Source organism: Paenibacillus sp. J2L1-98, assembly GCF_056269405.1.
This window is the reverse complement of sequence record NZ_JBWDNW010000004.1, coordinates 119,366-144,382: the sequence shown is the minus strand read 5'-3', so window position 1 is coordinate 144,382 and position 25,017 is coordinate 119,366. Positions and strand designations below refer to the sequence as shown.

25 protein-coding genes and 1 riboswitch are annotated in these 25,017 nt (G+C 45.5%); of the genes, 8 read left to right on the top strand and 17 right to left on the bottom strand.

What is annotated here, in order from left to right:
* Positions 1–214 precede the first annotated feature (214 nt).
* Entirely contained in the window at positions 215–592 is a 378-nt protein-coding gene (locus AC0YNZ_RS10840; RefSeq protein WP_475826616.1) for a DUF3221 domain-containing protein, read from the bottom strand.
* Positions 593–752: 160 nt separating this feature from the next.
* Here AC0YNZ_RS10840 and AC0YNZ_RS10835 point away from each other — a divergent pair, with 160 nt between their 5' ends.
* A complete protein-coding gene (locus tag AC0YNZ_RS10835) occupies positions 753–2,132 on the top strand; it encodes a Glu/Leu/Phe/Val family dehydrogenase (protein ID WP_475826615.1) in 1,380 nt (459 codons plus the stop codon).
* A 125-nt stretch (positions 2,133–2,257) separates the two neighbouring features.
* On the opposite strand, the gene AC0YNZ_RS10830 is transcribed toward AC0YNZ_RS10835, so the two are convergent.
* Entirely contained in the window at positions 2,258–3,580 is a 1,323-nt protein-coding gene (locus tag AC0YNZ_RS10830) for a vWA domain-containing protein (RefSeq protein WP_475826614.1), read from the bottom strand.
* 152 nt (positions 3,581–3,732) lie between these two features.
* Here AC0YNZ_RS10830 and AC0YNZ_RS10825 point away from each other — a divergent pair, with 152 nt between their 5' ends.
* Positions 3,733–4,035, top strand: a complete 303-nt coding sequence (locus tag AC0YNZ_RS10825) for a hypothetical protein (protein WP_475826613.1) — start codon at positions 3,733–3,735, stop codon at positions 4,033–4,035.
* A 73-nt stretch (positions 4,036–4,108) separates the two neighbouring features.
* Here AC0YNZ_RS10825 and AC0YNZ_RS10820 read toward each other — a convergent pair whose 3' ends face one another.
* From AC0YNZ_RS10820 to AC0YNZ_RS10810, 3 genes are all read right to left on the bottom strand, one after another.
* On the bottom strand, positions 4,109–5,071 hold the full coding sequence (locus AC0YNZ_RS10820; RefSeq protein ID WP_475826612.1) for an aldolase catalytic domain-containing protein: 963 nt from the start codon (positions 5,069–5,071) through the stop codon (positions 4,109–4,111).
* A 310-nt stretch (positions 5,072–5,381) separates the two neighbouring features.
* The gene (locus tag AC0YNZ_RS10815; RefSeq protein ID WP_475826611.1) at positions 5,382–6,128 is read right to left on the bottom strand and encodes a GTP cyclohydrolase II; all 747 of its coding nucleotides are present in this window, start codon (positions 6,126–6,128) and stop codon (positions 5,382–5,384) included.
* Positions 6,129–6,159: 31 nt separating this feature from the next.
* Complete coding sequence (locus AC0YNZ_RS10810) at positions 6,160–6,924, bottom strand: DODA-type extradiol aromatic ring-opening family dioxygenase (protein WP_475826610.1); 765 nt, start codon at positions 6,922–6,924, stop codon at positions 6,160–6,162.
* Positions 6,925–7,071: 147 nt separating this feature from the next.
* Here AC0YNZ_RS10810 and AC0YNZ_RS10805 point away from each other — a divergent pair, with 147 nt between their 5' ends.
* From AC0YNZ_RS10805 to AC0YNZ_RS10795, 3 genes are all read left to right on the top strand, one after another.
* Positions 7,072–7,401, top strand: a complete 330-nt coding sequence (locus AC0YNZ_RS10805) for a winged helix-turn-helix transcriptional regulator (RefSeq protein WP_475826609.1) — start codon at positions 7,072–7,074, stop codon at positions 7,399–7,401.
* Positions 7,402–7,554: 153 nt separating this feature from the next.
* Positions 7,555–7,716, top strand: a riboswitch (cyclic di-AMP (ydaO/yuaA leader).
* A 5-nt stretch (positions 7,717–7,721) separates the two neighbouring features.
* Complete coding sequence (locus AC0YNZ_RS10800) at positions 7,722–8,147, top strand: hypothetical protein (protein WP_475826608.1); 426 nt, start codon at positions 7,722–7,724, stop codon at positions 8,145–8,147.
* 299 nt (positions 8,148–8,446) lie between these two features.
* On the top strand, positions 8,447–9,517 hold the full coding sequence (locus AC0YNZ_RS10795; RefSeq protein WP_475826607.1) for an SDR family oxidoreductase: 1,071 nt from the start codon (positions 8,447–8,449) through the stop codon (positions 9,515–9,517).
* Between the two features lie 46 nt (positions 9,518–9,563).
* On the opposite strand, the gene AC0YNZ_RS10790 is transcribed toward AC0YNZ_RS10795, so the two are convergent.
* Entirely contained in the window at positions 9,564–9,944 is a 381-nt protein-coding gene (locus AC0YNZ_RS10790; RefSeq protein WP_475826606.1) for a winged helix-turn-helix transcriptional regulator, read from the bottom strand.
* Positions 9,945–10,280: 336 nt separating this feature from the next.
* On the opposite strand from AC0YNZ_RS10790, the gene AC0YNZ_RS10785 reads away from it, so the two are divergent.
* Positions 10,281–11,159 carry a pentapeptide repeat-containing protein gene (locus AC0YNZ_RS10785; protein WP_475826605.1) on the top strand — a complete coding sequence of 293 codons (879 nt, stop codon included), beginning with the start codon at positions 10,281–10,283 and terminating at the stop codon, positions 11,157–11,159.
* 209 nt (positions 11,160–11,368) lie between these two features.
* Here the strand turns inward: AC0YNZ_RS10785 and kduD are convergent, their stop codons facing one another.
* The 11 genes from kduD to AC0YNZ_RS10730 form a co-directional block, all read right to left on the bottom strand.
* Entirely contained in the window at positions 11,369–12,124 is a 756-nt protein-coding gene (kduD, locus tag AC0YNZ_RS10780; RefSeq protein WP_475826604.1) for a 2-dehydro-3-deoxy-D-gluconate 5-dehydrogenase KduD, read from the bottom strand.
* Between the two features lie 4 nt (positions 12,125–12,128).
* Positions 12,129–12,923, bottom strand: coding sequence for a DeoR/GlpR family DNA-binding transcription regulator (locus AC0YNZ_RS10775; protein WP_475826603.1), 795 nt, complete (start codon positions 12,921–12,923; stop codon positions 12,129–12,131).
* A gap of 25 nt (positions 12,924–12,948) precedes the next feature.
* A complete protein-coding gene (gene kduI, locus AC0YNZ_RS10770; protein ID WP_110772288.1) occupies positions 12,949–13,779 on the bottom strand; it encodes a 5-dehydro-4-deoxy-D-glucuronate isomerase in 831 nt (276 codons plus the stop codon).
* Between the two features lie 233 nt (positions 13,780–14,012).
* On the bottom strand, positions 14,013–14,792 hold the full coding sequence (locus tag AC0YNZ_RS10765; protein WP_475826602.1) for an SDR family oxidoreductase: 780 nt from the start codon (positions 14,790–14,792) through the stop codon (positions 14,013–14,015).
* Between the two features lie 209 nt (positions 14,793–15,001).
* Positions 15,002–15,898, bottom strand: coding sequence for a carbohydrate ABC transporter permease (locus tag AC0YNZ_RS10760; protein WP_475826601.1), 897 nt, complete (start codon positions 15,896–15,898; stop codon positions 15,002–15,004).
* Positions 15,895–16,794 (bottom strand): carbohydrate ABC transporter permease, encoded by a 900-nt coding sequence (locus tag AC0YNZ_RS10755; RefSeq protein ID WP_475826600.1) that lies wholly within the window; start codon positions 16,792–16,794, stop codon positions 15,895–15,897. Before AC0YNZ_RS10755 ends, AC0YNZ_RS10760 begins: the two co-directional genes overlap by 4 nt.
* Positions 16,795–16,818: 24 nt before the next feature.
* Positions 16,819–18,132 carry an ABC transporter substrate-binding protein gene (locus tag AC0YNZ_RS10750; RefSeq protein WP_475826599.1) on the bottom strand — a complete coding sequence of 438 codons (1,314 nt, stop codon included), beginning with the start codon at positions 18,130–18,132 and terminating at the stop codon, positions 16,819–16,821.
* A 138-nt stretch (positions 18,133–18,270) separates the two neighbouring features.
* On the bottom strand, positions 18,271–19,455 hold the full coding sequence (locus AC0YNZ_RS10745; protein ID WP_475826598.1) for a response regulator: 1,185 nt from the start codon (positions 19,453–19,455) through the stop codon (positions 18,271–18,273).
* Positions 19,449–21,266, bottom strand: coding sequence for a sensor histidine kinase (locus AC0YNZ_RS10740; protein ID WP_475826597.1), 1,818 nt, complete (start codon positions 21,264–21,266; stop codon positions 19,449–19,451). Before AC0YNZ_RS10740 ends, AC0YNZ_RS10745 begins: the two co-directional genes overlap by 7 nt.
* 125 nt (positions 21,267–21,391) lie before the next feature.
* Positions 21,392–22,705, bottom strand: a complete 1,314-nt coding sequence (locus AC0YNZ_RS10735) for an MFS transporter (protein WP_475826596.1) — start codon at positions 22,703–22,705, stop codon at positions 21,392–21,394.
* A 30-nt stretch (positions 22,706–22,735) separates the two neighbouring features.
* A complete protein-coding gene (locus tag AC0YNZ_RS10730) occupies positions 22,736–23,275 on the bottom strand; it encodes a D-lyxose/D-mannose family sugar isomerase (protein ID WP_475826595.1) in 540 nt (179 codons plus the stop codon).
* A gap of 237 nt (positions 23,276–23,512) precedes the next feature.
* Between AC0YNZ_RS10730 and AC0YNZ_RS10725 the strand changes: the two genes are divergently transcribed.
* Together AC0YNZ_RS10725 and AC0YNZ_RS10720 are read left to right on the top strand one after the other, a co-directional pair.
* Positions 23,513–24,559 (top strand): alcohol dehydrogenase catalytic domain-containing protein, encoded by a 1,047-nt coding sequence (locus tag AC0YNZ_RS10725; protein WP_110772294.1) that lies wholly within the window; start codon positions 23,513–23,515, stop codon positions 24,557–24,559.
* Positions 24,560–24,623: 64 nt separating this feature from the next.
* Positions 24,624–24,998: an HIT family protein gene (locus tag AC0YNZ_RS10720; RefSeq protein WP_475826594.1), complete on the top strand. Its 375-nt coding sequence runs from the start codon at positions 24,624–24,626 to the stop codon at positions 24,996–24,998.
* Positions 24,999–25,017 lie beyond the last annotated feature (19 nt).

The following is a 25,017-nucleotide window of genomic DNA, read 5'->3' as shown; positions in this document are numbered from 1 at the left end:
TTTGCAATAGATGTGATCTTAATTGTATTTATCCTTCGATACTATAAAATGAAAACCAGTCATAACACCGGATGAAGGTGTTCGACTGGTTTTTGTTTATTTGCTGTCGTTAACGTCGTAAGATGTGATGTTCCAGTTTGTGCTAGTTGCGCTCTTATCGACGCAGCAACAATCCTATTATTGTCTCTCCCTTTATTTCATGTACTTGTTCAGATTAGTTGGAAATAACTTTAATGTCTTTCATAGATCGGATCGGAGGATTGGATTCGAACTGATGGGATGAATCCCACTTCACCTCAACGTTCTGGCCAATGTTTAGTTTGTTGTACATTTCCTCTGACAAGGTGTACCAAGATGAATCATTTTGTGATCTTGCCAAGCTTTCTAATTCTTTCAAGGACATTTTTTTGTAGGCAATTCCTTCTGTTTTAGGAATTAGTAAAAATCTAAATTTTTCGTTCATTACACCTTTATAAACAATTGTTCCATGGGAAGTGCTTATATGGTCTGAATTCGTAACACTGTTGTCTGTGCAACCCGATATAAGAAGTACTAGAATTATAAGACCATATTGCAAAATCCCTAATTTCATTGTCGATCCCTCCTTAAACATTGTTATTTGGGATTACACGTTCCAATATGTTACAGTTACAGTTAGGTTCTATTGCAAGCGTTTCGCGCATTTGCAATCCGGCAATAACGTTTCGCGTTGAAATCCTCTCATTTCAAGACACTAAGGAGGTCGTTTAGTTATGGCGAGCCAAACAGGAGCTATCGTACAGCAATCCTTAAATGCTTTAATGGGTGACCCCGCTTTTTTGCCAAATTTGCAAAACCAGGCACGCGAGCAAGCCTTTCTTTCGCTTGCCGCTATTTTATCCACGCCTAACAAAGTACATAAAGCCTTTTTGCGTATAACGGTCGATAACGGCAGCGTCGTTCGTATCCCGGCCTATCGTATCCAGCACAACGATACGCTGGGACCTTATAAGGGCGGCATCCGTTTCCATGAATCGGTTAGCGAGGACGAAGTAACGAATCTTGCAGCGCTAATGACACTCAAAAACGCCCTGCACGAAGTCCCATTTGGCGGCGGCAAAGGCGGAGTCGTCATTAACCCGCGCTCCTATTCTGTGAAAGAGCTCTACCTCATTTGCAAAAAATATGTGCAATACTTCAGCGATGTGCTCGGGCCGGACAAGGATATTCCCGCTCCCGATATGGGAACCGGCGAACGCGAGATGGACTGGATGATGGCGGAATATAAGAGCATTCATCCCGGCCAGCCTTACCTTGGCAGCTTCACAGGCAAAAGCGTCATCAATGGCGGTTCGCTCGGCCGCAGGGAAGCAACCGGCAAGGGTGTCTATTTCACCTTCCGCTATATGCTGCATGATTTCTTTAAAGCGCAAAGCAGCCGGCTTGCAGGCAGCACGAATCCATTTGTACAAACGGCGCAGGCACATGCGGGCAAGCCGCTGTCGATCGCGGTGCAAGGCTTCGGCAACGTAGGCTCAGTCACTGCGATGGAAGCTTATAAATGCACTTATTTACAAAATAAAGTGGTCGCCGTAAGCGACCGGAACGTGACGCTCTACAATCCGGACGGCCTATCGGTCCCGGCCTTGCTCGAATATGCCGCTCATCATCAGGGGGATTTGCCCTCTGACGAAGCGGCTCTATCCGCGCTCGATCTGAAGGCGCAAATTCTCGGCCGCGAGGACGTCTTATATTTGGATGTCGATGTGCTGATCCTTGCCGCGCTTGAGGAGCAAATCCGTCAAGACAATGCCGGGCGGGTATTAGCCCGCATCATTGTCGAAGGCGCCAACGCACCTGTCACCGGCGAGGCGGACGATGTGCTGACCGCTAAGGGTACGATCATCATACCCGATATATTAGCGAACGCAGGCGGAGTAATCGTCTCCTATTTCGAATGGCTGCAAGGACGGGAAACGCAATTTTTCAGCGAGGATCAGGTATATAAGATGCTTTATGATAAAATGCAAAAAACGTTAAACAGCATCCTTCCAGCTTTCTTCGAAGATCCGTTCCCGCTTCGCCGTAATTGTTATAATCACGCGGTTATGAAGCTATCTACTGTGCTGTACCGTCAAGGCAAGCTTTATTGACAAACACAGACGGCTGATGCCGTTATTGGCGGCAAAGGCCATGACTTGCTATAAAGTTGAAATAAAAGGGCAATTCTTCCAGCAGCTTCTGCTGCAGGGGGATTGCCCTTTCATAATTGACCGGTCTACTCCTGCACGTAACGATTGATGACCTCAACGAGCAAATCATTTAGCAGCTTAACCTCATACCCGCCAACAGCCGGTTCTAAGTGGTCGCTCCCGATGCCGCTATCGTCGGTCAGGAATAAATAGGTGCCGCCTGTCGCTATCGCCATAAAACGCATCAAATATTCCGTTTCCACGCTGACGCCGCTCGAAGCAACCGGAATAATCCGTATCCCCTGCTCCGCCGCATCCTCCGTGAGCTGCTTCATCTCGTCAATAATTTGCTTATCATCATGCGGCGGCGCATCCAGGACGAGGAACAGCAGCCGCGCGCGCGCTTCCTTGCTCCACTTATGCTCATGAATAGCATCGCGCAGCGCTTGATCGACAGCCTCCGGGAAATCGCCTCCCCCCTCCGCCTCTTGCTTGCTGAACTGATCGGTCACTTTATTGATATCCGCCGTAAACGGATACGGCTTTACGATGTAATCATCATGCTTATCGCGGTAAAAGTTTGCGCTGATGCGGATGCCAAGCTGATTCGCATGCTCATCGGACACGCGGTTTACAACATCCTTAAGTTCCGCCTCCAAATAGTTCAGCTCATCCTCCATGGAGCCGGTCGTATCGACGACAAACATGATGTCTACCTGGTCCGAAAGCTTAGCGCCATTGCCCAAATCAACCTTAATGCTGCCCTGCTGCGGAATTTCCAGCTGCTGTGTCGTTTTGCTTTCCTGAGCCGACTGTACTTTAACCGTATACCGGCCTAAATTTGCCGTATCCCTCTCAAATAGCCCCGCATAGACGAATGCTCTTCCCTCCGTGTTTGTGCGCGCCTTCCAAATCGGGTGCTTGCCGGCATACAGCTCAACGCTCGCATCGGACACCGCTTTCCCGTTTGCCGTTACGACAACCTCCAATCTGTGAAAATTCCAAAACTGCCAGGCCCGCTTGCTGCTATCGCCCTCTTGTGTATTCAGCAAGTTGCCAAACCGCTCCCATGCCGCAAGATCATCCCATTCGCCGGCCGTCAATTGTCCCGCCTGTACGTCCTTATCCGGATTTTGATAGCCGCGTTTGCCTCCTGCCTTCTCTTTAACTGGCTCCTCACTTATAGAAGCACGATCATCGCTGCCCGGGCTTGTTATTTCTTTATTCTCCGCCGCTTCGCTAGTCGAGTCCCCTCTGTCTGCAGCATCCCGGTTTCCGCTGTTCGACGCCTCGTTCTCTGAAGAAGAGCACGCGCTTAGCGTCAGCAGCATCGCAAGACAAGCGGCTGCAAGCCAGCCCCGGCCTTTTCTTTGTTTCGTTGCCCTTTTGAACGAATGACCCACCTTCATCCTTTCAGCCCCAATCTTTGTATTTCCTAATCTGACGATTATTGGATGGCGAATGTTGCATAAATAGGCCAGTACCATTACAATCGTTTACAGACATGCGGCGAGTCCTAAGATCGGCTGCATTAAGCTTTGTATACAGGAGGACTTCACCCTTGGAAACATTCGAAATTATCGCTTTTGAAATGACCTATCAGCAGAAGACGATACAGCTATCCTTCACATCCGCCGAGCTCGTCCGAGTCACCGAATATGGAGATCGCCTATGGTACGTCGATATAAACGGCGTAGGCGACCGGGAGCTTCTCGCATGGTTTGGCAAAAGCGAGGATATTGGGATTGAGCTTATTGCGATCGCAAGCAGCGGCCAAACCTTTCGCGGAAAAGGATATTTCCACCCAAACGAGCCGCATCAAGCGGCCGCCGTTCGCGGCGATGGCGAGCTGCTTGAGCAATAGACCACGGCAAAAGAAAAAGCAGCCCCGACAAGTCATTTTCACGACTTATCGGAGCTGCTTTTTGATATTATTATTATTTGCTGTGAGCGATCTCAGGTGTTGTAAGGCGGTCGTAGAACTCCACGCCTTTATCTTTGTCCGCGGAATCGCGCAGCGCCATCGCGGAGCGAGGGTGCTCGTCCAGGATGCCTGTAATCATGTAAGGGATGATGTAGCCCCATTCTTCCCTCTCGCGAAGCGGAATCATGAATTTCTCGATCATGTCGAGAACAGGACGGATGCTGTATTTCGAATTTTTCAGCTCAGATACAAGCAGCTCCGTGTTGCAGTTGCCGGCAGCGCGGCCCATACCGTAAACAGAAGCATCAAGCAGCTCAACGCCGTTTTCTGCCGCAAGCAATGTGTTGGCGAAAGCAAGCTGCAGGTTGTTGTGCGCGTGAACGCCAAGGCGTTTGTTCGGCAGGTGGCGACGGAATTTATCAACAAGGTAGCTTACGTCGCTTGGCTTCAAGCTGCCGTAGGAGTCAACGATGTATACGACGTCAACTACGCTTTCGTTGATTAGCTCGAATGCTTCGATAAGCTGGTTTTCCATAACGTTCGAAAGAGCCATAATGTTCAGCGTCGTCTCGTAGCCACGATCGTGGAATACTTTAACGAGTTCCAGCGCTTTGTCTACGTCTTGGATGTAGCAAGCAACGCGGATCAAGTCTAGAAGGCTCTCGCTTCGCGGCAAAATATCGTTCTCATCGACGCGGCCGATATCAACAAGCGCGGATAGCTTCGTATTGCCTTTGTTCGGAATGACTTTTTTCAAGAAATCATCGTTCAGGAAACGCCAAGGGCCTGCACTGTCAGCGCCTTTAAGCAGCTTTGGCGAGTTTTTGTAGCCGATTTCCATATAATCGACGCCGGCTTCGTTCAAGCTTTGGTACAAATGCTGAACGAATTCGACACTGAAATCCCAATTATTTACGAGTCCGCCATCGCGGATCGTGCAGTCAACAATTTTACAATGGCTCGTTTTTGATTGCATGCGTTGTAACTCCTTTAATGTGAACATGAGTTCATTTTTTCTCATCATACTTGAAAAAGAAGAGGAACGCAAAATAATTTTGTCGTTTTATAGCTGATTTAGATGCTTTTTCGTGTCTTCGGACGGTTCTCGATTCGTCGTTTATTATAACCAATGATTTGCACCGATCATCCATCCTTTACTTACTAATGGATTGCGGTCGGATAAATATGCAGACAATACGTAAGCAGAGCTTCGTTATGACAAAAAAAACCGTCGCTGCGCATTCACGCAAGAAACGGTTTCCGCTGTTTATATTGCTGCCGCGGCTTTATTGAACGAGTGTATGCGGCTCTTCTCCAAAATGACCTGACCGGTTCCTTTTCGTTTGAATATATTTCTCGTTATAGACGGAGGAGTTGCCCCATAACGGCACTCTTCCGGCAACGTTCATACCCGATTTGCGCAGCGCGTCCACTTTACGCGGATTATTCGTAATGATCGACACCGGCAAAACGCGCAGCAGCTTAAGCACGGCGATGGCATCGCTGTAATCGCGCGCATCATCCGCAAAGCCCAGTTCCGTATTCGCGTCAACCGTATCAAGGCCGTCCTCCTGCAGCAAATAAGCGATCGCTTTGCTGAACAACCCGATTCCCCGACCCTCATGGTTCGCCAAATAAAATAGTGCTCCCGAGCCGTGCTCGGTAATAATCCGCATCGATTGCTTCAGCTGGAAGCCGCAATCGCATCTTGCGCTCCCGAATATATCTCCCGTATGGCAGATGCTGTGCATCCGAATGAGCGCATCTTCATTATTTTCGAAATCGCCATATACGAGAACGCTTGATTGCTGAAGATCGGCATAGGAGAAGCGGTTCAAATCTTCAACCAGCTGCTCGGGAGACTTCTCCTCGCCTGCCTCCTTGCGAAGCCAGCTATACCAATGAAACACCTTCGTTTCGCCGTCTAACTCTACAGGAAGCTTAACCGGCCCAATGACATAAATATCGTGGCTTCCGCTTTGCGTACGTTTTAATTTATCCTTAATAATGGCTGCGATATTTGGTTTGATCATGCTTATTCACCTTCTCTAACTGTATATAAAATTAAAATTGCATGGATAAGTAGCTCAGTGTGCCGAATTGGTAGCTTCGATAAATAACCTCCGGCGTCGCTTCCGCATGGCCGCTTCCAAGCGCGATATATAAAGGAACAAAGTGCTCTGCGCGGGGTACAGCCATTTTAGCATGCGGAGCAAGCTGTTCATACTGAAATAGAGAATTTAAATCCTGCTTATTCATTTTTTCGATTAGCCACTCATCAAATTCGACTGCCCAGCTCTCCGGCTCCTGCTGTCCCCATTTCACCACCCTCAGATTATGGACGGTTACGCCGCTGCCGATCAGCAAAATATTTTGCGAGCTAAGGCTGCGCAGCGCTTCGCCAATCCGGTACTGCTCCTCTGCGGAGCGGTAAGGATTAACGGAAACTTGCACGACCGGGATGTCCGCCTTCGGAAACATATGCTTCAGCATCGTCCATGAGCCGTGATCGAGTCCGCGATTCGTATCATAGGCTGCCGGTATGCCGCTATCCTTCAGCAATTGGCCGACAAGTGCAGCTGCCTTAGTAGATCCTTTCGCTGGATACTTAACCTTGTACAGCTCATCGGGGAAGCCGTAAAAATCGTAAATCGTCTCGTATTCATCATCCTTGGACGAGATCGTAACTACCTCGGTCTCCCAATGCGCGGTGAAGATAACGATGGCATCCGGATTCAAGCCCGCTCCTGTTTGCTCAAGAAACCTGCTATATTCATTTTGCTCGACGGCGAGCATCGGTGATCCGTGTGCTAGAAATAAGGGCTTCATTGTTGTGCCTCCTTCAAATCACTTACTATTTGTAACTAATTATAATTTTATAACTAAGGATAGTCAAGTAATTAACAATATTCAGGTTTGCTTGTATAAATAAGATATTGAGGTTATACTTAATAGAAGTAAAAAGAGGTGATACGCATGGATCAATCTAACCTATGTCCCCGTTTCCAGAAGGGAATGGACATCATCAGCAGGCGTTGGACCGGCCTAATCATAAATCAGCTTTTGTCCGGCCCGCAGCGATTCTGCGCCGTACAGTCCGCGCTCCCCATCAGCGGCAGACTGCTGTCGGAGAGATTTAAGGATTTAGAAAATGAAGGTATTGTCGACAGGCATGTTTACCCCGAAATACCTGTTCGCATAGAGTATTCATTAACGGAGAAGGGCCGCGCACTCGAGCCGGTCATCCGGGAAATACAGAACTGGTCGCAGGACTGGGTAGAGGTTGAGCCAATTACAGAAGACTGACCGGGCCGTTTCGAACAAAGGGATGATCTGACAAGAGGTACTTGTCGATCATCCCTTTTTTAAGCTCTCGGCAGTCATGAATGCCCGCCAGCCATTATCTCTGAATTTTTCATAAGATTTACAGCGAAGCGATTGGGGGTTATAATAAAGAGTACACTATTAACGCTGAATTTTTCGAATGAAAAAACGGGGGAACCAACGCGTACGTTCGATAACGTTTCGCAAGGGGTGAATCCAGGGATTTGTAACCCTGGTAGGGCATTCTCTCTAGCCCGAATCCGGCAGCTAACCTCGTAAGCGAACAAAGGAGAGATTTTTTTATGTTGACAAATTGTGAAAACCAGCATTATTTCATCACCGAACAATCCCCCTATTTATCCGTCACACGAATCGAACTATTCGTCATTCCAGCTATCGCCGTCGACTCGGCAGGCCATCGTATATGTCTACGTTTAACAAGCAATCTGGGATTCGGCTGGAGCGAGCTATTCGCCTGCGATAACGAAGATGCGATTGACTTGGAACGATGGAGCGACCTGCTTCAAAGCTTTATCGGCAGCGTCCCTCTCCCGCCTCTAAACCATTTTCAGTATGACAAGACGGATCGGGACGGACGCATACTCAACCTATTCGCCACAGCCGTCAATCATGTCCTGGCACATGCGTCCGATTCGTCACCGTTCAAAAGCGATCTTGAAGAATCTGTTTTGCGTCAACGTGCTGTCTCTTACGTCTCTTTGGATTAACGGTCTTCATAACAAAAATAGACAGTCCAGAACAGGTTCCACGTTCTGGGCTGTCTTACTGTTAGCGTCTCTGCATCCCGGTAAAGGCTCGCGAGAGCTGTATTTCGGAAGCCGGGTTAGCGTATTACCTCCAGAGCAGCTTTCCCCTGCGAGTTATTCTTCCCCACATAAATCCTTCGATATTACTGCTTAATTACTTTAAAGTGCTTACGTCACTTCAAAGTGCGTACTTCACAGCTCCTATTTGTTGAGGCAATATAAGTCTGAACAAAGCACAGTGCAGAAGGAGCTGATTCGCAATGAATACTGAATCTCCAAAAAATCGCAAAGTCGCCTTAGTCGTAGGCGCAAATGGTGTTATTGGGAGCAACCTTATCGATTACCTCATCACTCTCCCTGATTGGGACGTAATCGGCATATCGCGCCGAGGCGGTGAGTCTAGCGGCCGTGTCCGGTATATTGCTGCAGATCTGCTCCATGCAGACGAAACCCGTGAAAAGCTAAGCGGTTTAACCGAGGTTACACATATTTTCTATGCCGCCTACCAGGACCGTCCAACTTGGGCCGAACTCGTTCAACCTAATCTCGCCATGCTAGTGAACGTCGTAGAAGCTATCGAACCAATCGCATCGGGCTTGAAGCATGTCAGCTTAATGCAGGGATACAAAGTATACGGCGCGCATCTCGGACCCTTCAAGACGCCGGCCCGCGAGTCAGACGCTAACCATATGCCGCCCGAGTTCAATATTGATCAGCAGCAATACTTAGAACAAAGACAAAGCGGCAAGACTTGGACTTGGTCGGCGCTCCGTCCTTCTGTAGTCTGCGGCTTCTCGCTTGGAAATCCGATGAACCTCGCCATGGTTATTGCGGTCTACGCTTCCATTTCGAAGGAGCTTGGACTTCCGCTCCGGTTTCCGGGAAAGCCCGGAGCTTACAACAGTCTCTTGGAGATGACAGATGCCGGGCTTCTTGCAAAAGCAACCGTATGGGCGGCGACAGATGAGCGCTGCGCCAATCAGGCATTCAACATTACGAACGGCGATTTGTTCCGCTGGAATGAATTATGGCCAAAGATTGCTCACTACTTCGGCTTAGAGACAGCGCCTCCGCTGCAGATGTCATTGGACATTGTTATGTCGGACAAGGAGCCGTTATGGGACAAGATGGCCGAGAAGCATGGGCTTGCCCGGCATTCCTATAAAGAGGTATCCTCATGGCGATTTGGCGATTTCGTGTTCTCATGGGATTACGATTTCTTCGCCGACGGAACGAAGGCCCGCCGCTTAGGCTTTCACGAATTCATCGATACGGAAGCGATGTTCATGAACATCTTCGACGACTTCCGAAGGCGCAAAGTCATACCGTAAAAGATCTGTCATAAAAAAAGCCGGCCTGCAGAATAAGGTCGGCTTCTTAACTATTATTGACGGCATCAAGCGGTGGATTGGCCAGAACGGCAGCCTTCCCCTCGTACTTACGCTCTATATGCGAATCTCCCCACCTGCACATCAGATGCAGGATCTCCTTTAAACTCCAGCCGTAGTCTGTCAGCTCATACTCGACTTTTGGCGGCACCTGATTGTAAGCAGTGCGCAGGATGACGCCTTCCTCTTCAAGCTCCCGAAGCTGCTGAGTCAACATTTTTTGAGTAATGGCGGGTATAAGGTTTCTAAATTCATTGTTACGCTTTTTGCCGAACGTTAAATGAAAAAGAATAACCGTTTTCCATTTCCCTCCAATAACCTCCAAAGTTGCCTCTACCGCAGTGTTATAAATTTTTTCAGTCTCCTTCACACATCTCGCCTCACTCTTCCGAATATTTCGACATACATTTGTAAACATCCGATGAATTGAAGCCGTTAAATGCCCGTCATCGAACATTATAACTGCAACCAAAATATTACGCTATCCTGTTCGTTGCCCGATGCATTTTTACTTGCCGCGGAGTGCGTCTTCCCCGAAATCTCTCCAGCTGCGAATAAGGATTGACGCAGAAAATATTCAGTAATAACATATAAGAACTGTAAAAACCATTTCTATATGGAAAACACATGTTGTCCTGCCACAGATTTTTCTTTAGATATGGAAATGCAAGCATCGAAATACGATTAAGCGAAAAGGAGCCACACAATGTCTGAGAATCCCGAATATGCTGAACCATTCCCCGAAAGCAATCGCCTCACTCTTCAAGCTGACTGCGAGAGCTGCTTCGGTTTGTGTTGTGTCGCGCTGCCCTATGCGGCTTCGGCAGACTTCGCAACTGACAAAGACGCCGGGCAGCCCTGCCAAAACCTGCAATCGGACTTCCGATGCGGCGTTCATAACAGCCTCAGGCAGCGGGGCTTTCGAGGCTGTACTGTATATGACTGCTTCGGCGCGGGGCAAAAGGTTTCCCGGATTACCTTCGGCGGACACGACTGGCAGCAGGTCCCGGCATCCGCGAATCAAATGTTTGAGGTGTTCAAGGTCATGCGGCATCTGCATGAGCTCCTCTGGTATTTGACCGAAGCGCTGACTCTTCAACCTGCACGTCCGATCCATGATGCGCTCAGCTTAGCGCTCAAAGAGACGGAACGCCTTACTTACCTAGATCCCGACTCCATTATGGAACTGGACGCAGCCGCACACCGAGCAGATGTCAATGCGCTGCTCCTGCGGACCAGCGAGCTCGTGCGGGCCAAAGCCCTTCGCTCGCAGAAGGGAGCCTCAGGCCGCCGGAAGACCTATGGCCGGGGTGCCGACCTTATCGGTGCCAAACTGAGAGGCGCTGACCTTAAAGGCGCCAATTTGAGAGGGGCCTGCCTAATTGCCGCTGACTTAAGAGGCGCTGACCTGAGAGCGGCTGACCTCATCGGGGCTGATCTCCGGGATACTGATCTCAGAGGCGCCAACCTCACCGAAAGTATTTTTCTCACTCAAGCCCAGATTAACTCAGCTAAGGGTGATGCCGACACAAAGCTGCCTCCGTCACTCACATACCCGGCGCACTGGTCCGCCTTCAGAGTATAAACCGACTAGGCACAAATCACATACATAGAACCGGTAAAAAGCTAAGAAGCCCGCGCGCTCCTATGGAGGCACGGGCTTCTTGAATTCCTATTTTAGCTTAAACTGTCGTTAAAGCAGCGCGCTGCTCTCGTACTCGGTAAGAAGTCAGCATCATGTTGCGAAGCGCATCCTAAGCCGCGCAGTGGAAAGCCCTGTCGATAACCCGCCATTTACCTGACTAACCAACCGCCGTCAACGGCCATAATATGGCCATTCATATAATCGGAGGCTGCGGAAGCCAAAAATACGGCCGGTCCGATCAGATCCTCAGACGTTCCCCAGCGACCTGCTGGAATGCGCTGCAAAATTTGCGTGCTGCGAACCGGATCGTCACGAAGCGCTTCCGTATTATCCGTGCTCATATAGCCAGGCGCAATCGCGTTTACTTGCAAGCCCTTGCCGGCCCACTCGCTCGCAAGCGCTTTGGTAAGCCCGGCGACCGCATGCTTGCTGGACGTATAGCCGGGAACGTTAATGCCTCCTTGATAGGAGAGCATAGAAGCGATATTAATAATTTTGCCGGAGCCTTGCTCAATCATATGCTTGCCTGCCAGCTGCGAAAGAAGAAATACCGAATTCAAGTTAACGTCCAGTACATCCTGCCAATCCTCATAGCTATGCTCTGCGGCAGGGGTCCGGCGGATAATGCCCGCGTTATTGACGAGTACATCAATGCGTCCCAGCTCATCAACCGTACGCTCAATAATACCCGCAAGCTTGGTGCGGTCGGCAATATCCGCTTGGATCGTAATGGCCTTGCGACCCAGCGCACGCACCGCATCCGCCGTTTTGTCGGCTGGCGTACGGTTCGTGACAAGCGCCACATCTGCGCCCGCCCGGGCAAGTCCAAGCGCAATCGCTTCTCCAAGGCCGCGTCCTGCACCTGTAACGACAGCTGTTTTTCCCGTCAAATCAAACAAACTCATCGAATCATGTCCTCCCTTTCGTTCGCTTCCCGTTCTCCGGAAGCTCCGCCTTCATCATCCGTATATCAAGCGCCTCGTATTTCGCCGCCACGTCTGAAGAAATCCCTGCATCCGTAATGATGCAATCGATCTCGCTAAGCCCGGCAAACGTAATTAAGGCGCCCTTGTCAAATTTGCTATGATCGGCTAGACAGTAGACCATCTTAGCGTTCTCCATATACAGCTTCTTCAGCTTCGTCAATTCTTCTGTAAATATCGTAAGCCCGTATTCCAAATGAATGCCCGTCGTGGAAAGAAACAGCTTATGGACATTCAATCGTTTAATCCACTCCTGCGATTCAGCGCCAATAAGCAAATTATTATGCCGGTAGCCACCGGGAATAACGAGCCTTACCTGATCCTTAACGGTTAGCTCACGGATTATAAGCAGATCATTCGTCAGCACCGTTACGGGCATATTCGGCATAAGCTTTGCCATCTCCAGCGTCGTACTGCCGGCGTCCAGCGCGATAATATCGTTTGGCTCAATGCATGAAAGGGCTAGCGTGGCGATCGCCGTCTTCTCCTTTTGATGCTTGCTGTTCGGAAAATGCAGCGGATACAGGCTATCCTCGCCTTCCTGCTCCGGTACAGCTCCGCCATGGGTCCGCTTCAACAGCCCCTTCTCTTCCAGCTTTTCGAGGTCCTCGCGAACCGTCTTCTCGGTAACTTGAAACAGCTCACTTAGCTCGGAAACCTTAACCGCGCCAAGCTGCTCTAATTTTTCAATGATTTTACGATGCCGTTCAGCAGCAAGCATGGTGCACCTCCTGTAGCGAATGCTTCTATTTTAGCTCGCTTGCAGGTACTGCGTCCATGTCTGTAAATGTATAGTTCTCTCCGGCCATCGACCAGCAGAACGTATAGTTGCTCGTTCCAACGCCGGAATGGATCGACCAAGGCGGCGAAATGATCGCTTGCTCATTCGCTACGACAAGATGTCTCGTCTGCGAAGGTTCGCCCATCATATGGAATACGCGGGCATCGGCATTCATGTCGAAGTACAAGTATGCTTCCATACGGCGGTCATGCACATGCGAAGGCATTGTGTTCCATACGCTTCCGGTTTTCAAGCTTGTTACGCCCAGCATAAGCTGGCAGCTTTGAATGCCGTCTGCATGGATATATTTATAAAGAACGCGTTCGTTAGAAGTCTCCTGCGAACCAAGATGAGTTGGATTCGCTTCCTCCATCGTCATCCTGCGTGTAGCGATTTCAGCATGCGCAAGCGCGGAACAGAAATAAAGCTTCGCAGGGTTCGCTTTATCTACGCTGGACAGCAGTACTTGGCGTTTTCCTTTGCCGACATAAAGCACGTCAAGCTTATTCAGCTCGTATACTTCTCCATCAACGGAAATAGAAGCCGGTCCGCCAATGTTCAAGAAGCCAACCTCACGGCGCTCCAAGAAATATTCGGTTTTCAGCGTAGCCGCATCTTCCAGCTCAAGTGTCTCGTTCACAGGCACCGCTCCGCCGACAACCATGCGGTCATAATGCGTATATGTCATCTTAATTTGATCCTGCTCGAACAGGCTCTCGATCAAAAACTCGCTGCGCAGACGTTCCGTGTCATATTGCTTCACATCGGTAGGGTTTGTTGTGTGGCGTACTTCCATTGGATAAAAGCCTCCTAAAATGTTTTATGGCGCAAAGCTTGCATCGCAAGCCCTCGCTAAAGTTTGTTATTGTTCGTTTTTATAATAACACACATTTACGAACATAAAAAGAACATTTTAAATACAATTTATAGACTCTGTTATTGCTTATTGTTGATGACGGAGCAAAAGAAAAACCGCCTTAAATAAGCGCGGTTCATTTGTTTGCTCGTATTAAGTTTTACTGCCCTCGATCATTTCCCTAAAAAACCGCCTTCAGATTTTATCACTTGTCCTGTAATCCACTGGGATTCATCACTCGCCAAAAAGCTTATCGCTCTAGCCGCATCTTCCGGCAATCCGATTCGTCCCATTGGAAACATAGGCAGTAATCCTGCTTTCATCTCTTCATCCATCCAGCCTGAATCGGTTGGTCCTGGATCAAATCCGTTTACAGTAATGTGGAGCGGCGCCAAACCTACAGAGAGCGGCTCGATTAAACCAATCTGAGCACCCTTCGTTGCAATATACGCTAAGTTATCCGGGTCAGGCCCTTTTGAAACCATAAATATAATTCTTCCCGGAGTCGCTTTTGGATGGTTTTTCTCAAATCGTTTTGCGAATTCTGTACTAAGCAAAATCGTCCCGCGATTGTTCACGACATAATGCTGATCCAGCGAGTTTATGTTCAAGCTCCGAAAATTTGTTGGAACGCAATAAGTTGCATTATTAATCAAAATAGAAGCGCCACCTAAAGATTTTTCCACTTGATCCATAACAATTGACGGCATTTCGGGATTAGCAAAATCCGCTTCCATATGACTTGCCCTCACACCTAAACTAATCAATTCCTTGCGTAACTGTTCAGGCCACTCCTTCTCCCCGCCATTCCCTTCCGTCTCATCAAACGGATGCCAATGAGTAAAAAAGATATCTGCGCCTAAACTTGCCAGCGAGCGGCATATTGCTGTTCCAATCCCCGAAGATCTGCTCGCCCCTGTAATGATTGCGATTTTGTTTTTCAATGAAATCATTGCCGTTTCTCCATTCATTATCTTCACAATTATGATGAATATACTTTCTGCGCTTAACCGTCTATGACCTTCTTATGTGGAGCTTAGATTGAAGCATATTCTTCCTAAGGAAGCATCCATTGCTAAAGCAAAAAAAGAAAGCACTCGTTCAGACGTGTGCTTTCTTTTCTGTAAAGATGAGAGCGGTTTACAGGACGACGTCATTATCCTTATCCCTTTACAGCTCCGGCCGTCATTCCTTGAACGAGCTTCTTCTGTATGAAGGAGAACAAAACAGCAACCGGCATTCCGGCCAACACTCCACCAGCTGTAAGTAATTCCCATTGAATGACGTACTGGCCAACAAAACTGTTTAGAGCGACTGGAAGCGTACGCGATACCTTACTAGTAAACATCGCCGCATAAATAAATTCGTTCCAAGCATAGATGAAGCAATAAATTCCAGCAGCAATCAGCCCCGGAGCAGCCAAAGGCAGGATGATCCGGAAAAATGCCCCCGCTCGTGACGAACCGTCAATCATGGCCGACTCTTCCAGCGCTACGGGAATGTCGGTCAAAAATCCAATCAGGAGCCAGACCGCGTAAGGTACGGTATAACTGGCATAAGCTATGACCAGAGATGAAGTGTGTCCGATCATACCCAAATTTTTCATAATTTCGAACAATGGTGTTAAAATCAGCACTGGCGGGATCATATAAATGATCACAAAGGAGCCCCTGAGCAAATTTTTTAATGGAAAATTATACCGTGAAAAAGCATATGCCGCCAATGTCGATACAGCTAAGCTAACGATCGTCGTATAGGTGGCGACCTTTAAGCTGTTCCACATGCTGCCCAAGAAATTGGTTGATTGAATCAAAGTAACATAGTTCTCAAATGTGATTTGCTTCGGAAAATACGTCACAGTTTTGGTATACAGCTCGCTTACACTCTTTATCGATGTTATAAATGTCCATAGATAAGGAAACAAGGCGATGGATACCAGAAAAAACGCGAGCAGATAAAAGAGAACCACTCCAACATATTGCGTGTTGGATTTCCTTGTAGACTCTTTAATGCGTATTTCCGGTTTCGGACGAATCATGCGCGCCGGTAAGTTCATCATTCGAATTTCCCCTCTGCCTGCCTGATTTTTTTCAAGAATACCATAACCAGAATAACGAGCATGAGGGTCATCAGGATCGCCGCCGCCGAAGCCATTCCGAAATTAAGCGATTTCTGTGCAAGCTGGTACGTATATACCGATAAGATCATCGAGCTATTGCCGGGTCCTCCCCCTGTCATCATATACACGATATCGACGTCGTTAGCAATCCAGATCGTTCGCAGCAGTGTGGTTATTAATATTGTAGGCAGCACATAGGGGAGTGTAATCGTCCAGAAGGTTCCGATTTTAGAAGCCCCATCGACATGTGCCGCTTCGAACATTTCTTTAGGTATGGTTTGCAGAGCTGCAAGAATCATGATGGCAAAGAAAGGAATACCTTGCCATACCTTAACCGCAATTAACGCGGGCAGGGCCGTTTCGGCTAAGGACAGAAAAGCCTTATATTGCGAAATAAAACCCAGCTTATAAAAAATATCGTTGAGAACACCGTAATTGCCGTCATACATCCAGCGGAACATTAACGTAATCAACACGGTTGGCGTTACCCACGGAATCAATATGAGCGTTCTCGATAAGGCCCGGCCTCTGAAATCTTGATTCAGAACAAGAGCAACGATAAAACCGATAATAAATTGAAACAGTAAACAGAAGAACACCCAAATAAATGTATTTTTCATACTCATTAAAAAGTTTTCATCTTGCAGCAACTGCACATAATTTCCGAATCCGATGAATTTTACATCCTGCGGTTTCCACAATATATAATCGGTAAAGCTCATTTTCACCGCGTTAATGATCGGATAGATGACAATCCCGAACATGGCTATCAAGGCTGGCAACAGCAAGAAATAAGGGGTTGCTTGTCTCCATAACAGCATACCGTTTTTTCTCATGTGAAACTCCTTATCTACCGCTATTTATTGGAATGGTTTGCTTAATTGTTCCATCATTTGCTGGCTCGTATATTGTCCCAATAAAGCTTTCTGCGTCGTTTGAGGCCAAATATTTTCTGTCCACTCCCCCATTTTCGGGTGAACCGGAATAATAGCTGCGTTATCCAGAGAAAGCATCGCCGCCTGCTGGAATTCATCATTCGCATATTCAGGATCATTCTTTAAAGAATTCGAAATCGGAACGCTTCGCAAGCCTTTGCTCCATTGTTTGATTTGCTCCTTCTCACTCAGCCATGCAATAAATGTGAAGCCTGCTTCTTTCTTCTCCGGTTCGATGTCCTTATTTAAATATGACTCCCAATCCCCGACGAAATTGATGCGTTTACCATTTTTACCTGGAGGAAGAGGAACCGCGCCCAACTTGTCGTTTCCAAGGATCGGAAGCAATCTGCCCGCCATCTTGATATTGCCGATAGTCATTGCGGTGACGCCCGATTGCAGATTTCCGACGATTTCATTAAAGCTGTCTGTGATGGAGGAATCAGGAACAACTTTGTATTTCGAATACATATCTAACCACAATTGATTCGCCTGAACAGCATCAGCGTTCATAAAGGACGCTTTGTTATTTGTATCAAAAAAAGCAGGCTCACTCATATTCGAGAGAACGAAAGTCGCCCATGTTTCGTGTCCGAAACGTCCGCCTCTTAATCCAAAGCCGTATTGATCAATTTTTCCGTCTTTATTGGAATCAACCGTCAGCTTTTTTGCAGTTTCCAGAAGCTCTTCATAGGATGAAGGCGGTTTCAAACCTGCTTGTTGAAAAATATCTTTACGGTAATACAAAATTTGCGAAACCAAGTCATAAGGAAGGCCATAAACCTTTCCATCCTTTGTTGTTACGATATCCATGACTCCTTTAATCATATCGTTCTTGCCTTGCCATTTGTCCAAATAAGGAGTTAGATCTTCAACGACATTCAGTCCTAAAAACTCCGGAAGCCATATCATTTTTCCGTCAAAAATGTCCGGACCGCTATTCGCTGCCAATGAAGCAATTAATTTATCATGCTGGCCATTCCATGGAATCTCTTCTAATTGGACTTCGATATTCGGGTGTGTCTTATTAAACTGTTCGACAAGTTCTTTTTTAGTCGTATCTCCTGAATCCTGTCCCCAGTATACTAATTTAATTTTTTTGTCATCTTCCTTAACGCTTGTATTCTCCGAAATTGCATTGATCTTCGTTTCTTTTCCTTCTTGACCCTTAGGTCCACAGCCGGCCAGCACGATTAAAAATATGATCAAACATAGTCCATAATATGACAAAATTTTCATTAAGCAACCCCTCCAAATTATGCTATATGCTTGCAAACCCAGCGCTGGTTTGACAAGTTAATTATATTTCCTTGGCAGAGTTGTAGAAATCCAATAATTTAATCAAAATCTATAATATATTAAGATGACGAACAAAATTTATTTTCCCTTGAATATGCTAGGAGAGGAACCGGTAAATTTTTTAAAGCTTGCGCTGAAATAATTGGGATTGGAGTACCCCACCTTCTCGGCAACTTCATAGGTCTTCAGGTCTGTGCTTACGATTAAACGCATAGCCTCCTTCATTCTGATTTCCTGCAGGTATGCTGAGAAATTTGTCTCCTTTACCCGTTTGAAAATCGTGCTTAAATAGACCGGATTTATATGCAATTGTTTTGCCACGTACTGTAAATTCAGATCCTCCTCGGAATAATGCTGTTCGATCAATTCTGCCGCTTTTTGCACGAGTAAAGTATGGCTTCCGGTCTTCACCGCCCTGAATGCTTCGAGCGCATCCTGATACGATCTGTACACATGCTCCCAATTTTTTTGAATACTGCCGATTCCGATCGATACCGTATTCTGCAAATAGTTCTTCACATTGCTGCGAATGTCCTCAGCGACCCGGTCTGTTTCATTACTTTTGTCACTATGCTCGAAAATTAGAACGATCTGATCTCCTCCATCATCAAAAACAATGGCATGCGGTCCTACAATTTCTTGGGCTATATTCATCACACAAAATTTGAATAATTCCTTCTCTTTAATTTTCTTAAGTCGAAATTCATTGTCATATTCATCGATTTTAATGACAAGTACCGAATAGCGCTCTTCCGGTAACGTTAAGTTCAACAGTTCTAATTTCGTTTGGAGTTGATTTCTGTCATACCGGTTGGCCAGGAGCTGCTGGAAAAATTGCCTGCGGAGCAATGCCGTGCTTTCCGTAATCGTTTGTGCAAGCTTCCGGTTTCGCAAAACTTCCGATGAAGCCTTCTTTACTGTTTCCAGAAGAAGTTCATAGTTGACCGGTTTTAATAGGTAATCATATGTCTGAAGCTGAACCGCTCGTTGTGCATAAGAAAAATCCTCGTAACCCGTAAGTATAATGACTTTCACTTGCGGGAATTTGTCCCTGATGTGAGCTGCCAAATCCAAGCCATCCATAAAAGGCATACGAATATCCGTAATCACAATGTCCGGACAATCATTTTCCATGCACGCCAACGCCTGCTCCCCGTCTTCCACCAACGCTGAAGTATGAAAACCGTAGAATTCCCACGGAATATTTTTACTTAAACCTCTACGAATAATCGCTTCATCGTCCACAATCATAATTTTTAACATGTGCCGCCTCCGATTTTCTCTTTCTTTGGGATCACAATTTGCACAACCGTTCCATTACTATATCGGCTCTCAAAATCCAGGCCGTATGCTGGACCATAGACAGCCTTAATGCGGTCGTACACGTTAAAAACGCCGAAAGCTTTAACCGATTGTTGACCGTTTGATTCAGGCGACAGAGCTGCCTTCAATGTATCCAAAGTTTCCGGCTGCATTCCTATTCCGTCATCCACAACTTTCAAACAAATATGTTCGTCCTTCATAAAGCCCTCGACCTCAATGCGGCCTGATCCTCTCTTTTGCTTAATCCCATGATATATGGAGTTTTCAACTAAAGGTTGAAGCAGTAGTTTCGGTATCGTATACTGCATAATTTCCGGACTAACCTTAATTTCATATTCGAATTTATCACCGTATCGCATCTGCATAATAAACAAGTAGTTCTTTATATTCTCAATTTCATCTTCGATAGTTATATATTCTTCCCCGCGGCTGATACTAAGTCGATAAAAGTTGGCCAATGCCTCAACCATAGAGCTCGCAAGTTTGTTTTCCTGCATGTCGGATAATTGACGAATAGCTTCCAGGGAGTTGTATAAAAAATGAGGTTTAATCTGCGCCTGCATAATTTCAATTTCTGCCTTTCTTTTGTTTTCTTGTTCCAATCTCGCTTGTTCCAACAGAAATTTGATTTTGGCGATCAACTCGTTCAAAATGCGGCTAAGCATTCCTAACTCATTATTCGTCTTATCATGAAAAACGACTTCCAAATCACCCATTTCAACCCGTTTCACTTTGTTTTTCATGTCTGTGATTGGATTTGTTATGTAACGTGCTATCAGGTTTGACAAAATAATGGCCACGAGAATCAAGCCCATCAGCAATAATGCCATATATAATTTAATTTTTATTAGATTATGGACGATATCTTCTTTCGGGAATACTGCTGCAATTTTCCATTTATTCATTTTTAACGTGGTATATACTACATTCATCTCAACCCCGCCATATTTTCGAAAAGTAAATTGGCCCGAAACTTTTTTTGAATCCCGAAGGTAGTTCAGGATCGTGCCGTCCATTGTATATTTTGTATCAACATCCTTAAACACGGACACATCATCCTCGCTAACAAGAGCCAAGTAACCGTTTTCACTAATTTCGGGATTAGATAAAATGTTCTCGAAAAACTTCTTATTTAAATTAAACAAAATAATGCCGTTCACCTTGGTACCCTGTTTTCCGATCAATTTAAAGACGCTGTACACTTCATTAGCACTAGCACTTTCATAGATGATATTCCGGTGCAAATTAAGCCAATAATACCCCAGCTTATTGCCAGTATACTTTGATTGCCATGAGTTGAAGTCAAATATTATTTTTTCATTCTGCATTTTCCCTTTATGAACTACAAAACGGCCGTTATTGAAATATACAAAAATGGAGTCGAGCATGGAATAATTAGATGCATAAAGGTTATCTAGAACGTCGTTCATCACTAACCAATCGGAAATTTGGTTTTGATTACCCGAATCGCGATCAAATTTAGAGATAATCGAGAGAATCTTCTTGTCATTTTCGAGGATATACAGCTTATCAAAAATTTCACTCAAACGGTTGTCCAAAAAAAATTGAGTTTGGGCTACGGTGTCTGTAATATTAAGATTTGCATTTTGCTGAATCTGTTTTTCCGAAATTAGAAAAGAAATAATCGTACTACATAACAAAAAAACAAAAATAAGTGAAAAGAATAGTGAAAAAATTATCGTTTTAATAGAGATAAAATTGTATTTGCGGTAGATTCTCATACTTTTCATTATATTTCCAGCTCTTCCTTCCTTTCGGGATCATAAGTCAATAATTACCACGAAGAAGATGGGCAGGCAAATACCTGTCCCATCTTCTTTCCTTATTTATTATTTTCCTATTCGCAAGAGAGTATCTAGGATTCGTCTACTGCTTTCCCAATAATGGGAAATCTTTTTTCTTTCTTTACTCCCAACACCTGAATGCAGGTAAGAATCAACATGAGTGCAAGGAAAGCAATACCGAATGAAACACTGCCTGTCGCATCATTTAATAAGCCAATAACGTAGGGTCCTACAAATCCGCCAAAGTTTCCTACCGAATTGATAATTCCAATACCTACTACAGCAGCTTGAGCTGATACCGTTGCGGATGTAAATGCCCAGTATGGACCTGAAAAGCTGTATAATCCGGCTGTGGCCACACAAATCATAATGACTGAAACAATAGGGCTTGGAGAGATCAATACCCCCACTAGGCCGATAGTTCCCAAAAACGCCCCGAATGCAGCGTGATATTTGCGTTCTCCGGTACGATCAGAACGAAGCCCCATTAAGACCATCGCTATAGCCCCGCAAATATAAGGCAGCATAGTAATAAACCCAACTTGCGTGTTCGTTAGTACATCCGATAAGGACTTGATGATCCTAGGCATCCAGAAACTGATTCCGTAAAGCCCAACCACAAATGTCAGGTTGATAAAAGCAAACTTCCATACGACTCGATCTTTAAAAACTTCCTTGACAGACATGCTCTTTACTTTTACTTTACTCACTTTTTCTTTTTGAAGTTCATTGCTTAACCATTCTTTTTCTTCATTGCTCAGCCATTTGGCGTTTTCAGGTTTATCTGTTAAATAGAAAAAAGTAATGATTCCAAGAACAATCGCCGGGAGTCCAGCAAAGATGAAAAGCCACCTCCATCCAGGCATTCCTGCTAAATGAAAATTTTCAACAATCCATGTTGATACTGGAGCGCCTAAAGCGTTTGCAAGCGGTGGCGCCGTCATAAACAAAGCAATGGCTTTCGCGCGATCTTTAGATCTAAACCAATAGGTTACATAAAGAATTACTCCTGGAAAAAAACCGGCTTCTGCAACTCCTAAAAGGAAACGAAGCATATAAAGATGATTCGCGCTATTGGCCCATGCCGTGATAACGGTTACAAAGCCCCATATAATAAGTATGCGGGCAATCCATACTCTGGCTCCAAACCGATTCATCAGCATGTTGCTAGGTACTTCAAAAATGAAGTACCCGATAAAAAAGATGCCGGAGATCAGACCAAACGCACTGCTTGTTAGATTTAGAGCCTTATCCATACCGCCTATAGAAGCATACGTTATACTTACACGATCTAGAAACGCAATTAAGTAAGCAATAAATAAATAAGGTATAATCCGCATCGTTACTTTTTTTGTAGTCGTTTGTTCAACAGATGAAATATTCATCTTGTTATCCTCCTCAATATTCATAACTAATTAGTTAATCGAAACTCTAGTAATGTTAGGATCTATAAAAATATCATTTTCATCCGTACTCGTAGATGAAAATTCTGATACAACAGCCCCATCATCTCCTGCCTGGAACCAATGCGGCGTATTCGGAAGGATGGTATATTGTTCACCGGGCTTTAACACAATTTCCTTATAAACGGTCAAATAATTCTCATATCCCTCAGGGATAATGGCGTGAGGATTTTCTGTTGAAGCACCTGGCACATATAAATAGACTATTCCTTTCCGGCATCGGAAAGTTTCTTCCTTTCCTTGCATACCATTCACCGGCGGGTGATAATGCTGAGGGCAGGTTTGACGCGGCAGTAATACAAGTTCCTTCGCACAATAACGGTTAGTATTTACATAGACCACTAATTGTAGTCCAAGTTCCCGGATACGCCCTAAACCAAAATCAGCGATTTCAAGCGTTTCAACTTCTTGAGGAGAAAGTACAATGCCGGCCTCCTTTAAATACTGCAACGATTCTTCTTTTACCATCTCATATTCCTGTCTTTTCATCATACTTTGTAACCCCTTTCAAGTTCTTGTTAATTATTGTAGACCTGAAGTAAGTAACAAGGCTATGCCGGAAACACATGTATACTTATCTAAAATTCAGATTTTTGCAGTCAGTCAAGATCCTATGAATTTTGATTAAGATTATATGAATTTTCGATATGGATACTTGAAAGCGTTTCCCCTAAGCTTTATGTAACACATCGAATGCATGTGATTCCTATATTATTGGAGGACTTATAAATGGTACGAAAAATGACAGTACCCCCTATGCAATTAGTTGAAGAGGATGGCTTTGGTACTCAAATGTGTGCAGTAATGGAGGATCTAGGTTCTATTACGATTAAAAGAGCTCAAATCCCAGAGCCTCTTGAAGGAGAAGTTAGAATTAAAGTAAAGTGGGTTGGAATTTGCGGCAGTGATCTCGAAGTATACAGGGGTGCTCGCGAACCAGAATTTATTTCCTATCCGACTCGCTTAGGGCATGAAGTGGCGGGCGTTATCGATAAAGTTGGAGAAAATGTAATTGGATTAAAAGAAGGCGACCATGTTGCCCTACGTTATGTTTGGGGAGCCTTTGCAGAATATGTATGCTGCAGCCCATTTGCGGTAAAGGTTCTGCCCAAAGATTTCCCGTTAATAGAAGGCTCTCTTATTGAGGTGCTCCCTCCTCTGCTTCATACTGCAGAACGCGCTGAAATCTCTCCTAATAAAAATGTTCTGATTATGGGTCAGGGTGTAAGCGGCCTAGCAATGACACAGGTCATTAATCTTTTCAGCCCAAGAAATCTTGTGGTTACCGATCTCTTCGATGAAAAATTGGAGCTTGCCAGGAAATATGGAGCAACGCATACCTATAAACTGCCAACATCCGATACGAAAACAATGGACGTAGTAGGCAAAGACTTCCCCGACGGCTTTGATGTAGTGATCCCATGCCTTCTTGAGGGATCCGGTATGGTAGACGCCATTGATGCAGCTGCACAGAACGGCCGAATTGTCATGTATGGATGCATTGGAACGAGTCATAAGCCAATCGATTTCTTTAAAGTTCATAAAAAACGTCTCGACATTTTGTCTACGGAACCGAAGCGTGACATTGATAATCGCAGATTTTTCGATGAAGGGTTACGTCTAGTTATGGATGGTCTAATCAATACCAAAGAGACGATCACTCACATCTTTCCTCTTGAAAAAATTGAAGAAGCGTTTAAGCTTCGCAATCAACGCAGTGGGGATACTATTCACGTCATGATTGATTGTGAAGTAAATTGTTCCGATGCAAAATAATGCTGCTCATTATTCGAATGAGAATTCAGAGTGCTTTTATTGCAGTAAGAAGCTAGACAAGCTAATGATCGAAGCGGCTAAATTAAAAGTATCTACCCTCTATCTAAATAAAGACCAAACACATCAGGGACGGTGTATAGTAGCTTTTGACCGGCATGTCACAGAGATCTTCCATTTGGATGATAAAGAACTGCATCTATTTATAGAAGATGTTTCCCAAACGGCCAGAATACTTCATGAAGCTTTTCATCCGGACAAAATAAATTATGGTATTTACGGTGATCTGGTCTCTCATTTGCATGTTCATATCGTCCCCAAATATGAACAATCTGATGAATGGGGAGAAGCTTTTGTGAACGCCCCTCCTTGCAAAAAAATGTTAGATCCATTGGGGTATCAAGAGATCATAATGAGCATTCAAGCAAAATTGAATCCGTAGCATTTAAAATACAAGCCCC

What these genes read in the sequence shown, in the direction of transcription:
- AC0YNZ_RS10720 (WP_475826594.1), top strand. Translation starts at nt 24,624, where the DNA reads ATGATCGAAGCGGCTAAATTAAAAGTATCTACCCTCTATCTAAATAAA.
- AC0YNZ_RS10755 (WP_475826600.1), bottom strand. Translation starts at nt 16,794, where the DNA reads ATGAGAAAAAACGGTATGCTGTTATGGAGACAAGCAACCCCTTATTTC.
- kduD (WP_475826604.1), bottom strand. Translation starts at nt 12,124, where the DNA reads ATGAGTTTGTTTGATTTGACGGGAAAAACAGCTGTCGTTACAGGTGCA.
- AC0YNZ_RS10815 (WP_475826611.1), bottom strand. Translation starts at nt 6,128, where the DNA reads ATGATCAAACCAAATATCGCAGCCATTATTAAGGATAAATTAAAACGT.
- AC0YNZ_RS10735 (WP_475826596.1), bottom strand. Translation starts at nt 22,705, where the DNA reads ATGAATATTTCATCTGTTGAACAAACGACTACAAAAAAAGTAACGATG.
- AC0YNZ_RS10725 (WP_110772294.1), top strand. Translation starts at nt 23,513, where the DNA reads ATGGTACGAAAAATGACAGTACCCCCTATGCAATTAGTTGAAGAGGAT.
- AC0YNZ_RS10760 (WP_475826601.1), bottom strand. Translation starts at nt 15,898, where the DNA reads ATGATGAACTTACCGGCGCGCATGATTCGTCCGAAACCGGAAATACGC.
- AC0YNZ_RS10750 (WP_475826599.1), bottom strand. Translation starts at nt 18,132, where the DNA reads ATGAAAATTTTGTCATATTATGGACTATGTTTGATCATATTTTTAATC.
- AC0YNZ_RS10775 (WP_475826603.1), bottom strand. Translation starts at nt 12,923, where the DNA reads ATGCTTGCTGCTGAACGGCATCGTAAAATCATTGAAAAATTAGAGCAG.
- AC0YNZ_RS10835 (WP_475826615.1), top strand. Translation starts at nt 753, where the DNA reads ATGGCGAGCCAAACAGGAGCTATCGTACAGCAATCCTTAAATGCTTTA.
- AC0YNZ_RS10740 (WP_475826597.1), bottom strand. Translation starts at nt 21,266, where the DNA reads ATGAAAAGTATGAGAATCTACCGCAAATACAATTTTATCTCTATTAAA.
- AC0YNZ_RS10730 (WP_475826595.1), bottom strand. Translation starts at nt 23,275, where the DNA reads ATGATGAAAAGACAGGAATATGAGATGGTAAAAGAAGAATCGTTGCAG.
- AC0YNZ_RS10785 (WP_475826605.1), top strand. Translation starts at nt 10,281, where the DNA reads ATGTCTGAGAATCCCGAATATGCTGAACCATTCCCCGAAAGCAATCGC.
- AC0YNZ_RS10800 (WP_475826608.1), top strand. Translation starts at nt 7,722, where the DNA reads ATGTTGACAAATTGTGAAAACCAGCATTATTTCATCACCGAACAATCC.
- kduI (WP_110772288.1), bottom strand. Translation starts at nt 13,779, where the DNA reads ATGGAAGTACGCCACACAACAAACCCTACCGATGTGAAGCAATATGAC.
- AC0YNZ_RS10820 (WP_475826612.1), bottom strand. Translation starts at nt 5,071, where the DNA reads ATGCAATCAAAAACGAGCCATTGTAAAATTGTTGACTGCACGATCCGC.
- AC0YNZ_RS10795 (WP_475826607.1), top strand. Translation starts at nt 8,447, where the DNA reads ATGAATACTGAATCTCCAAAAAATCGCAAAGTCGCCTTAGTCGTAGGC.
- AC0YNZ_RS10810 (WP_475826610.1), bottom strand. Translation starts at nt 6,924, where the DNA reads ATGAAGCCCTTATTTCTAGCACACGGATCACCGATGCTCGCCGTCGAG.
- AC0YNZ_RS10805 (WP_475826609.1), top strand. Translation starts at nt 7,072, where the DNA reads ATGGATCAATCTAACCTATGTCCCCGTTTCCAGAAGGGAATGGACATC.
- AC0YNZ_RS10765 (WP_475826602.1), bottom strand. Translation starts at nt 14,792, where the DNA reads ATGATTTCATTGAAAAACAAAATCGCAATCATTACAGGGGCGAGCAGA.
- AC0YNZ_RS10840 (WP_475826616.1), bottom strand. Translation starts at nt 592, where the DNA reads ATGAAATTAGGGATTTTGCAATATGGTCTTATAATTCTAGTACTTCTT.
- AC0YNZ_RS10830 (WP_475826614.1), bottom strand. Translation starts at nt 3,580, where the DNA reads ATGAAGGTGGGTCATTCGTTCAAAAGGGCAACGAAACAAAGAAAAGGC.
- AC0YNZ_RS10745 (WP_475826598.1), bottom strand. Translation starts at nt 19,455, where the DNA reads ATGTTAAAAATTATGATTGTGGACGATGAAGCGATTATTCGTAGAGGT.